Annotated in this window: 6 protein-coding genes; all 6 read right to left on the reverse strand. The window is 62.8% G+C overall.

Annotated features, from left to right (window positions below; all coding sequences use genetic code 11):
- Positions 1–24: 24 nt before the first annotated feature.
- The 6 genes from CNX70_RS26990 to CNX70_RS27015 all read right to left on the reverse strand — a co-directional run bounded on the left by CNX70_RS26990 (position 25) and on the right by CNX70_RS27015 (position 11,663).
- Positions 25–2,979: a YjbH domain-containing protein gene (locus tag CNX70_RS26990; RefSeq protein ID WP_279629337.1), complete on the reverse strand. Its 2,955-nt coding sequence runs from the start codon at positions 2,977–2,979 to the stop codon at positions 25–27.
- A 357-nt stretch (positions 2,980–3,336) separates the two neighbouring features.
- Positions 3,337–4,041, reverse strand: coding sequence for a DUF4197 domain-containing protein (locus tag CNX70_RS26995; RefSeq protein WP_096238073.1), 705 nt, complete (start codon positions 4,039–4,041; stop codon positions 3,337–3,339).
- 181 nt (positions 4,042–4,222) lie between these two features.
- On the reverse strand, positions 4,223–5,812 hold the full coding sequence (locus CNX70_RS27000; RefSeq protein WP_096238074.1) for a tetratricopeptide repeat protein: 1,590 nt from the start codon (positions 5,810–5,812) through the stop codon (positions 4,223–4,225).
- Between the two features lie 3 nt (positions 5,813–5,815).
- Positions 5,816–8,020 carry an EAL domain-containing response regulator gene (locus CNX70_RS27005; protein ID WP_096238075.1) on the reverse strand — a complete coding sequence of 735 codons (2,205 nt, stop codon included), beginning with the start codon at positions 8,018–8,020 and terminating at the stop codon, positions 5,816–5,818.
- 5 nt (positions 8,021–8,025) lie between these two features.
- The gene (locus CNX70_RS27010) at positions 8,026–10,179 is read right to left on the reverse strand and encodes an HDOD domain-containing protein (protein WP_244198968.1); all 2,154 of its coding nucleotides are present in this window, start codon (positions 10,177–10,179) and stop codon (positions 8,026–8,028) included.
- 203 nt (positions 10,180–10,382) lie between these two features.
- A complete protein-coding gene (locus CNX70_RS27015; protein WP_208624475.1) occupies positions 10,383–11,663 on the reverse strand; it encodes a multidrug effflux MFS transporter in 1,281 nt (426 codons plus the stop codon).
- Positions 11,664–11,800: the final 137 nt, after the last annotated feature.

The following is an 11,800-nucleotide window of genomic DNA, read 5'->3' on the forward strand; positions in this document are numbered from 1 at the left end:
TGAGTAAAGGGCCGCCATGCTCGCTTAATACTTGCCCTGCCAGGTCACGCTGATTTCCTTCGGTCCCGGATTGATCGACAAACCCGATTTGCTCTGGTCGCGCTGCGCGTGCCACAGCCAGCTGCCCATGGCGTAGCCGACGATGCCGCCGGCGACCGTGTCGGACACCCAGTGCTTGCGGCCAAATACGCGGCCGGCGGAACCCACGGCAGCCACGCTGTACAGCCATGGCGCATCGTATTCCTTGGCAAACGGCGTCACGGCGGCAAAGCCGATGGCGGCATGCGCCGAAGGGAAGGATGAGTTCGAACGGGAACTGCCGCTGCCGACACGGCTCCACGCGCCGAGGTCTTCCTCCGGACGGGCGCGGCCAAACGCATATTTGCCGGCCACCGCCACGCCCGTTGCTGCGGCAATCGATTGCAGGGAAATGAGTCCCGTATTTTGCATGCGCTCATCGCCCAGGGCGAAGGCGGCCGCCGCCGCTCCTACTGCCGCGTATGGCATGGCCTTGCCCAGCTTGTCCCAGTTGCGGTACACCCTGGAATCTTCATGTTTCTTGACGAAACGGTCGACGGGCTTGTCGCTGAGGGCTGATGCCAGCACCACGCCCCCGACCACCGCCGTCGCCTTGAGCCATTCAGGGGCGCTCGGCGTCGCCGATGCGGATTGCGCCAGGCGCGCGCGCATGGCGGGCCATGGGCTGACAAACGGCCGGTCTGGCGGATTGACGGCAGGCAGGTGCTGTTCGTCCGGGCGCTCGGCAAAGTTACCCAGGCCATCGTAGCTGTGCATGTCGGCGCGCGGACGCTCGAACATGTCGTACAGGTCGCCTGGGGAGGCCACCATCTGCCCCACGTCGCGCGTCCATGGGGCGATGGCGAAGCCGGCCGTCGACTGCGTATCCATCGGCAACATGCTGTTCAAGGGCACGGACAGGAAGATGCCACGGTCCTGGTATGGCTTCGATGGCGTGCCAGGACTGGTGATATCGTTGCCGTTCGTATGCGTGTACCAGGCGCCCACTTCGATGCCGGACTGGAAGCGGCGCTTGAATTCCACGCGCACGCCCGTGTCTTTCGCCAGGAAGCGGCCGGCGCGCGCCGTGACGGTAATGTCGTGCGGCAAGCGGTAGTGCAGGGAGCCGATTGCCGTCACCGTCTTGTAGTCGAGCGAGTCGAGCAAGCCTTTGTAGCCACGCTGCTGCAAGGCATCGACGGCCACGTCGGCCGCCCAGCGGCTGTCCTTCGGCAGATACAGCACCTGGCCGCCCACACCGCGGAACATGTCTTCATACAGGCCGGCCGACAATCGGGTGTACACGCGCTCGGCGGGATTGTCATATTTGTTCAGCAAGACGCGGCTCAACGAGAAACGTCCGCCGCGTAAATATTCCGCCACATCCGTGCGCACATGCGGCAAGTTGCTGTTCGATGGCTGCTTGACGCCCGACACCGTTTCCAGCAACTGCAGGCTGGCGGCGCTATTCAGGTACAGGCCATCGCCCAGGCGGCGATCATAGTTGGCCACGGCCGAAATCGAATAACGGAAGGCGCCGCTCGGGTCATTGAAGAAGAAGCCCACCTTGGGAGCGATTTTGAAACGGTTCGCTTCCCGGTCCAGCGATTTGATCTGTACCACGTCGCCATCGACACCTACACCGACGGCCAGCTTGCCATCGTCCTTGAGGACATCGGCTGGCTTGGCGGCTGCGGGCGCGGGCACTGCCGGTGCAGCCACAGGCGCGGTGGGCGCAATGGCGAGAGCCGATGCGCTGGCAGGTGCCGCAGCCGGTACCGGTGCAGCGGCCACGACGGGCGCCGGCGTGTCGAGGAATTCTTTCAGCCAGCTTTGCTGCTCATCCCGGATGACATCGCTTTTCTCCGGATAGCGCAGCAGCACGACGTCGAGGAAGGCCTTGCGGTCGATCTTGCCTGCCAAATAGTCGTTCAGTTTTGGCAAATCAAAGAATTCATAGGTGGCGATCGGCTGGTCCAGCTTGGTGTACGTGATGCGCAGGGTCATCACGCCCTTCGGCGTGAAGGCGACGGCAGTGCGCGCGGCGCGGCCAACGGCCCGCCCCATGGTCGAAATACGGCTGTTGGTCAGGCTCAGGCTGAGGGTATTGCCTTCCTGCTCGACACGGATATTCTTGTAGTCCTGCTTCACCAGTGCCTTCACCAGGTCGGCGCCGTACACGGCGTCGCGGTGCCACTCTTCCTTGCTCGGCAGCGGCGGTGGATTCTTGTCGTCGACGAAATACGCTGGCTCATACACCTTGGGAACGAACTCGCGCTCGCCAAACGGAATGCTGACATAGGCGTTCAGGCTGAACTGGTCGCGGCTGCGTGCCGCTTGCAGGGCAAGCCAGCCCCAGCGGTACTCCAGGCCCACGGAGGCGCCCTTGCGGCGCTTGCCAGCAGTCGTTTCGCTGGCGCGGAAGTCGCGCAGATAATTGGTGGTATCGTACTCGGCCACCACCGACCAGCGCGGCAGCGCGGCCGGGGTCCAGCGCGCGCCGGCAAACACGCCGTCCGGGCGTTTATGCGCATAGCCCAGGCTCGCTTCGATATTCTTGCTGGCGCCAAAAGTCTTGGTGGCAACCACATATTGCCCCTTGAACAGCTCGGTGCCGAACAAATCCGTCATGCCGACGGCGACCGATGGCATCCACTCTGTTTCCGTCCACAGGCGCAATTTGCCGTCGACGACTTTATCCTTGTAGCGGCCATAGCCACTGCCATACTCACCGGGCACGTTGGTAAAACCAGGTATGCCCGTGATCGACACATAACGTCCCGTCATTTGCAGGAAAGGCAGGATATCCGACGTGACCCACAACTGACCGTACGGGCTATCGTAGCTATACCCGACACTGAAAGTGCCGTCTGTTTCCACCACGGCGCTGGGCATATTGATATACCCGGATTGACCGCCATGATTCGGCGTCGCGGCAATCGCCGAAGGCGCGCCAAGCACCAAGCAGCCACACCAGGTATATTTAATTGATTTTCTGAGTACGCTTAACAAATCCGGCTACCTAAAATACCCTGCATCTGGAATTCCTGACGATGTCTTCAGAAAATCAATGAGCTTGGGGGACGTGAATAAAACGAAAAAAGGCCAACCGACGGGTATCTCGCAATACCACGCATCAGTTCGCCACTAAACTCGGCACTTCCAGGCAGTTGAGCGTTGCTTAAGCATGCCCCAGGAATGTATGTCACGGAATTTTAACATTATTTTCTTGTAGCAAATGCTTAACTTGTTTCCCTTGCGCTACACCTGTCAGTGCGGCGCAAACGCCGCCTGCGGCCTCGCAGCACGCTTCAATACTCACTTCAAACTGCCAAACACTTTGCCGATAATCTTGCTGCCATACGCGAGCGGATTACTGCGGATGGCTTTCTCTTCCTCGCCTATCATCAGATACAGGCCGTCAAGCGCCCGGTCCGTGACATAGCCTTCCACCGTCGATTGTTGCTGCGGCACCAGTCCCGTCTTGCCGATCTGGCTCATGGTGCTGTTGTATTTGCTGGCCAGGCCGGAACGGTCGGTCACGGATTTCACGATGGGCAGGAATTTGACGGCCAGCGGCGCCGAGGTCTTCTGGCGGAAAAAGTCAGTCACCGACGTGTCGCCACCGGACAGGATATTCTTTGCATCGGTCACGCTCATCGACTTGACCGCATCGAGCAGCAAGGGCTTGGCCATGGGCACGGCCGATTCGGCGGCACGGTTCATCGCCACCACCAGATCGTCCAGTTGCTGGCCGCGGCCCGTCATTTTCAGCAAGGGCTGGGCTTGCTCCAGGATGCCGGGCAGCTTGATTTTGACCTTGTCGTTGTTCAGGAAACCATTCTCGATACCCAGTTTCGATACGGCGGCAGCGGAACCGGCTTGCAGCGCCGCTTTCAAGCCATTGCTGGCATCCTGGTTGCTGAGGGCATCGAGGGGACTGGCGGCGCCTGCGCCGGACGACAGCAGCGCCAGCGCGCACAGGATGGCGGCGGGCCAGCCAGGGAAAGAGTTCAGGCGCATGGTTTTCCTTTTCTAAAGACTAGTCAGACCACCTTCTTCTGGAACATTAGCACATCAAAACTGCAAATACTGCAGCAATTTTTTGCGTCTGGAGGAAAAAAGGGGCGCCACAGATGGCGAAGGGGAAGGACTATACAGCACCTGCTGTTGTATCCGCGCACGCTAACGCGGACGGTATGGCTCAGCCGGCTATCGCCGCCAGCTGCTCGCGCACCCGCGCCAGATCTGTCTCGCGCATGCGCGCCGCTGTCTGGCGCAAGGATTTTTCCGCACCGGCCACGCCGGCCGCCACGGCCATCGACAGCCAGATATACGCCTGCTGCAAATCGAGCGGGCCACCCTGGCCGCTGGCCGCCATCAAGCCCAGATTCATTTGCGCCCGTGCATGGCCCTGGCGCGCGGCCAGCGCATACCAGTCCCAGGCGGCAGCATAATCCTGCGGCACATCCTGGCCATTGTCGTGCCGCAGGCCCAGCGCAAACTGGGCCAGGCTGTGGCCCTGCGCGGCCGCGCGGCAGTAACAGGCGCAGGCCTGCTGGCTGTCTGGCGCCGGGCCATCGTCGCGGTCGTGCAAGACGCCCTGCATGTATTGCGCCGGCGCGTAATCCTGCTCGGCGGCGCGGCGGTACCACTCCAGCGCCAGCGCCAGATCCTGCGGCACGCCCTGGCCATGTTCATAGCGCAGGCCCAGGTCGAATTGCGCCCGCACATGTCCCTGGTCGGCCGCCTTGCGGTACCAGAAGATGGCTTCCTGCGCATCGGCAGGCATGCCCTGCCCGTGCTCATACAGGAGTCCCAGCTGATACTGCGCGGCAGGAAAACCCTGCCCGGCCGCCTGGCGGTAGAACACCTGCGCGCGGGTATAGTCCTGCGCGCCATGTTCATGGTGCAGGCCCAGGTTGTGCTGGGCCGCCGCGTGGCCCTGCCCTGCCGCCTTCACGTACCACGCCAGCGCCGCCTGTTTATCGCAGGGCACGCCCTGGCCATTGTCGTAGATCAGGCCCAGGTTGAACTGCGAACTGGCGTGGCCCTGCTCGGCCGCACGCCGGTACCAGCTGATCGCCTGCCTGCTGTCCTGCGGCAGCACGTCGCCGTTCTCATAGCGCAGCGCCAGGTTGAACTGGGCCGGCGCATAGCCCTGCTCGGCCGCCTTGCGCATCCAGGCGGCCGCCTGCTGGCGGTCCTGCCGCACGCCCTGGCCATTGTCGTAGCGCAGGCCCAGGTTGAACTGCGCGCGCGCATAGCCCTGTTCGGCCGCCTTGCGATACCAATTGATGGCTTGCACGAAATCCTGCGGCACGCCCTTGCCATTGTCATACATCATGCCCAGATTGTTTTGCGCGCCCGCGTCGCCCTGCTCGGCCGCGCGGCTGAACCACAGCATGGCTTGCCCGCTATCTTGCGCCAGTCCCTGGCCCTTGGCATACAGCCAGCCCAGGTTGTACTGCGCCGCCGCGTAACCCTGCTCGGCCGCCTGCTGGTACCAGTGCGCGGCCTGCACGAAATCCTGCGCCACGCCCTGCCCTTTCTGGCACATGACACCCAGGTTGTATTGTGCGTGCTCGAGTCCCTGCGCGGCAGCCAGGCCATACCAGTGCAGCGCCAGCGCATAGCTTTGCTCGATACCCTGGCCGTTGAAATACATGAAGCCCAGGCCGTGCTGGGCATGCGCATTACCCTTCTCGGCCTGCCCTTTCAGGCGCAGGTAATCAGCTGTGTAATGCGCAGCCGTGGACTGCGCAGCCGTGGAGCGGGGAGCGGCAGGCGGCATGGCTCAGGCCTCGATGGCCAGCGTCTGCGACAGCGCGGGGACGGCATCGGCGATCAGGCGGCTCTGCTCCTGCAGCACGCCGATGAAGCTGCCCAGCGAAATGGGCCGGTGGTACAGATAGCCCTGCATCGTGGTGCACCCCTTGTCCTGCAGGTAGCGCGCCTGGCCTTCCGTTTCCACGCCTTCGGCGATCAGGTGCAAGCCCAGCCCGCGCGCAATCGAGATGATGGCCAGGATCACGGGATAGTGTCCATGCTCGTCGTGGATTTCCTTCACAAACGACTGGTCGATCTTGATGGTGTGGATGGGGAAGCGGTGCAGATACGACAGCGAGGAATAGCCGGTACCGAAATCGTCGATGGCGACCGACACGCCCAGCTGGCACAGTTTGTTCAACTGCTCGATCGCATATTGCGGATTGCGGATACAGATGTTTTCCGTGATTTCCACTTCGATCTTTTCCGGCGCGATGCCGTAGCGCGTCAGCGCGCCGCGCATCTTTTCGAAAAAATCGCCCCGGTCCAGGTATTGCGGCGACAAATTCAACGACAGGCGCACGGCTTCGCCGCCGGCCGCGTTCCACTGCACCAGGTCGCGGCACAGGGCGCCCAGCATCCAGTCCGAGATCGGCAGCATCAAGCCGTTTTCCTCGGCAAACGGCAAAAATTCGCCGGCCGTCAGCAAGCCCCGCTGCGGGTGGTTCCAGCGCATCAGGCCTTCGGCGCCGACGATGCGGCCCGTCATCACGTCCACCTGCGGCTGGTAATACATCTCCAGCTGGTTCAGCTCCAGCGCCTTGCGCAGGCTCTGCTCAAGCGCGATCTTCTGGTGCGACACATCGAGCATGGACTCGTGATAAAAACTGTGGCCGTTCTTGCCCAGCGCCTTGACCTGGTACATGGCGATGTCGGCATGGCGCAGCAGCTCGTCGATGGTCTCGCCGTCGCCCGGATAGATGGCGATGCCGATGGAGGCCGAAATATGCACCTGGTTGCCATCGAGGTCGAAGGGCTGGTGCAGGCATTCGAGGAATTTGTCGGCGATCAGGCGCGCATCCTGGCGGTCGCGCAGTTCCGGCAGCACGATGGTGAATTCATCGCCGCCCTGGCGCGCCAGGGTATCGCCGCGGCGCAGGCAATCCTTCAGGCGCAGCGCCACCTGCTGCAGCAACTCGTCGCCCTTCACGTGGCCCAGGGTATCGTTGACCAGTTTAAAACGGTCCAGGTCGATGAACATCACGGCCAGCTCCGTCAGCTTGCGCCGCGCCTGGATCACGGCCAGGCCTAGGCGATCCTTGAACAGCATGCGGTTCGGCAGGTCCGTCAGGATGTCGTGGTAGGCCTGGTAGGAGATGACTTCCTCGGCCCGTTTGCGGTCGGTGATGTCGCGCGCCACGCCGTAGGTGCCGAAGTATTCCTGCTTTTTCGCTTCGTGATCAAGGCTGTGCATGCCGATCGAATTGAGCGGAATCGTCATCAGCGTGTTGTTGAAGGTACGGTCGCTGCCGCTGCCGCTATGGCACTTCAGACGCAATTCCACATTGCGCGAGGCGCGTTCGTCGAGGCGGCGCTCGTTGAAGGCATAGCGCGCGCGCTCCTGGTCTTCGTCGTGCACGAGGATGGAATAATGGCTGCCGATCAGCTCTTCGCGGCTAAAACCGAGCAACTGCTGCACCCTGTCATTGATGAAGGTGATGCGGCCTTCGTGGTTCAGGGTGTAGATGATGTCGGGCGAGCTGTCGACCAGGTAGCGGTACATCTTTTCCGAGTTTTCCAGCTGCAGCGCGATGCGCTCGTTTTCCAGCGCCAGCTTGCGCTTTTGCAGCGCGTTCTCCACCGTCTTGAGCAGCTCCTCGCGGCTGTAGGGTTTGCGCAGATAATCGTAGGCGCCACGCTTCAGGGCGCCGATGGCCGCCTCGATGCCGACGTCGCCGCTCATGACGATCACGTCGCCCTCGATGCCGCGCCGGTTGATGTGGTCCATGATTTCATGGCCGCTCATGTCGGGCAGGCGCAAGTCGAGCAGGATCAGGTCGAAGCGCAGTTTCGACAACTGCGCCAGCGCCTCGCTGCCGCAGGTGGCCGTGTACAGCTGGTAGCCGCGGTCCTTCAGCAATTCGTGGAGGGAAGCGAGCAAACGAGGCTCGTCATCGACCAGCAGGATACGCGGGCTGTTTTCCAGGTCAAATGGAATGGCGGAGGAGTTCATGGAGGTTACAAAGACAGGGCGGTATTGCCGGGCGCGGGCAGCGCGGCTGCAGCGCTCGCCGGCACGGGAATGGGCAGCAGAATTTCAAACGAGGTGCCGGACTTGCTGCTGCGGCAGCCAATCACGCCATGCAGGCGCGTGACCAGGTCATGCACGATGGACAAGCCCAGGCCGTGATGCGCCCCCTCCTTGTTGCTGCGTACGCGAGAAAACAGATTCGCCAGCACCTCCGGCGCCAGGCCGGCGCCATTGTCGCTGACGCACAACTCCAGATACAGGCGCCGGTCGCGGTTGACGTGGCCACGGTTCGCCACTTCGATGCGCCCGCCATCGGGCAAGGCTTCGACGGCGTTTTTCAGCAGGTTGAGCAGGATTTGCTTGAGCATGTCGGCATCGGCCTCCACCTCGCATGGCGCGTCCTGCATGCGCGTGACTACCTCGATCTTCGGCGGCAGAAAGTCGGTGGCGCGGAACAATCGCAGCACATCGTCGACCACGCGCGCGCAATCGGTCACGCCGCTGGCGGCCACCGGCTGCAAATCGGCCAGGCCGCCGATCAACTGCCCGACCCTGTCGATCTCTTCGTTCAGGATAGCCATCTCGCCGCTGACCGGCTCTTGTTTCTCCAGCTTGTGATCAAGCACGCTCAGATAGTTCTTGATGATGGATAGCGGGTTATTTACTTCATGCACGACGCGGCGCGAGGCGGCGCGGTATTCCTCGGTCACGTGATCGAGCTGGCGCCGTGCCAGCCCGCGCGCATTGACGGCCGTTTCCAGCGCCGTGGCGGCCTGGTTGGCATACGCGCGCAGGAAACCCTCACGCTTCTGGCAAGCGGCAATCTGCCACGCCGCCACGCCGCCGATCAGCACCCCAAGGCTGCGCTGGCCCGTCGCCAAAGGCACGCAGACCAGGCTATCGGTACCGAGAATGCGGAACATCTGCTCCTCGACGATGCCCAGCGCCGGCATGTCGCGTTTTAAAAAGGCCAGCTGGCATTCCAGCGCCGCGGCGGCCAGGGGCCCGCCCTTGGCCAGCGGGATCGAGAAGCCGGCCAGGCGCTGCTGATGTTCGCCCGCCGCCACGCCCACCAGCGCATGGCCGGTGGGGTTTTGCAGCAGGACGATGGCGGTGTCGAAATCGAACAGGATGCGCGCCGAGCGCGTGATGGCCTCCAACAGGCTGCTCTCGCCCTGCTGCCGGGCAAAGGTCTGGCCCACTTCGGATACCAGCACCATGTTGCGCACTTCGTCGGACAGGCGCTGCTGCACCGGATCGACGGATGGCGGAGCATACGCGGGCGGGGAGGCGATATCGTCCGCGCCGGCCAGGTCGATGCCCAGATGCTGCGCCGTCTGCTCCACCTGGCGCGCGACGCTGCCGGCCAGGTTGTCCAGTACCGCCACCTCCAGCGCGCATAGCTGCGCCGCCTGCGCAATCGACTCCGCATCGTCGGCATGGCAGCACAGCAGGTGTGCCAGGCGCACGATGCGGATCAAAGGATGACTGGCCTCCAGGCGCGCCAGCGGTTCATGGTGATACAGCACGCTGTCGGCCAGGAAGGAATCGAGCTGCCAGCGCTCGATCAGCCAGGCACCCGCTTCGGCATGCGTGATCTGCAGGGTGCGCTGCTCCACCGCGCACAGGGCGGCATCGTCGCGCGCCGTGAAATTGAACGCGTATTCCTTCGGCGCCGTGGCCAGCAAGGCCAGGCGGCCCACGTTGTGCAGCAATCCCGCCAGGTACGCTTCCTCGACGTGCGGATAGGCCATGGCCTTGGCCAGCGCGCGCGCCAGGACGGCGGCCGACAGCGAGCTTTTCCAGAAGGCGCGCAAATCCGTGCCGCCGGAATGGGGGAAGCTGTTGAAGGTCTGGAAGACGGATTCGCTGATGACCAGGGTCTTGATCATGTCCGTGCCCAGCGACACGAGCGATTGTTCCAGGCTGACGACCTTGCCCTGGCGATGGTAGGCCGAGCTGTTGGCCACGCCGAGGATCTTGCTGGTCATGCCCGTATCCTTGGCGATCAGGGCGGCCAGCTCCGGCATGCCGGCATCGTCGGCCTGCAGGTGGGCGATCAGTTTGATGAGGATCTGCGGCATGGCCGGCAGGCGGGCAATCAGCAGGCGATTGCGAATATCTTGATCAGATTGTTGCATCGTATCAGGCATTGCCGGTTCGAAAAGGATTAGCGCTCAGCAGCAAAGCGCGGCCACGTTCAGAGGAATCCTCCACTCCTGTAACCCAAAAATAGACTGCCTGAGAGGATGCCGGGTAAAAAGTCATCTTATCATAAGCGCCGGATATTACTTGCAATATAGAAAATTAAGTTGAAATAAACCCAGCGTTCTGCCGTGGAAACTTATGCCTTGAAGGAACCCAGCAAACGCTGGCGGAAGCGCCGCGATATCAGCCATAGCGCCAGCGCCAAGGCGGTAAACGCCAGTTGGCCTGAGGCCAGCCACAGCACGGAACCGGACAGCAGCGGCGAGATCACACCGGCCACCACGGCGCCGAGCAAGGTGCTGGCAAACGACTGGCACGAGGCCACCGTGCCGCGGATATGCGGGAACAGATCCAGTGCCAGCAGGGTCGCGCCCGGCCCCACCAGCGACATGCCGAAGGTGTAGAAGAACAGCGGCAGCACCGACCAGGGCAGCGATGGCGGCAGGAACAGGTGGTACACGACGTTGACGCTGGCAGCGCACAGCAGGAAAGCAAAGCCGATGCCGATCTGGCGCGCGAACGTGACCTTGCCGGCGATGCGGTTGGCCGCCAGGGCGCCCATGAAAATCCCGCTCACGCACGGAATGAACAGCCAGGCGAATTGCGATGGCCCCAGACCCAGCTGCTTGGGCAGCATTTCCGGCGCGGCCGTGATGAACAGGAACAGGCCCGCGAAATTGAGGGCGACGATGCCGGCCTTGATGTGGAACAGGGGCGAGCGCAGGATCTGGCCATAGCTCGAGGCCAGGAAACGGGGATTGAAGGGCTGGCGCTTTTCCATTGGCAGGGTTTCGGGCAGGCGCCAGTAGCAGAACGCCAGCAGGATCACCGTGTAAAAGGCGAGGAACAGGAAAATCGAGCGCCAGTCGAACCAGATGACGATCCAGCCACCGAGGATGGGCGCCACTGCCGGGGCGATGGAAAAGATCATCGTCACCAGCGACAGCAAACGCGCCGCCGCCGCATCGGCATACAGGTCGCGGATGATGGCGCGGCTGATCACCACGCCGGCGCCGGCCGAGACACCCTGCAGGATGCGGAAGAACCATAAATAATGCACCGTGTGCGCCGAAGCGCAACCGAGCGAGCCGATGGCAAACATCAGCAGCGATACCAGCACCACGTTGCGCCGCCCAAAGGTGTCCGAGATCGCGCCATGCCACAGCACCATGCCGGCAAAGGCCAGCATGTAGAACGTCAGCGACTGCTGCACTTCCAGCGGCGACGCTTGCAGCGAGCCCTGGATCGCGCCAAAGGCGGGCAGATAGGTGTCGATCGACAAAGGCCCCAGCATCGACAGGCCGGCCAGCAGCATGGCCAGCGCACCGCGGCTCAGCGGCGCCATGTGGCTCGGGGTGGGAGGCGGCACGGGCGTGACCGGGTCGGGCGGCACACTCGCCGGAGGGATGGGAAACATGGCGGATCCAGGGTGACACATCCGGCTTTCTCAGCTGCCAAAATAGCTGAGAAAACCGTAGCGAGCGGAAGTGAATTGTGGCCGAGAGCGCAACCGTACTTTAGTACGGTGAGCACCGCAGGCCGCAAGTCACGACG

The sequence above is a fragment of the Janthinobacterium svalbardense genome, from assembly GCF_002327145.1.
Lineage (GTDB): Bacteria > Pseudomonadota > Gammaproteobacteria > Burkholderiales > Burkholderiaceae_D > Janthinobacterium > Janthinobacterium tructae.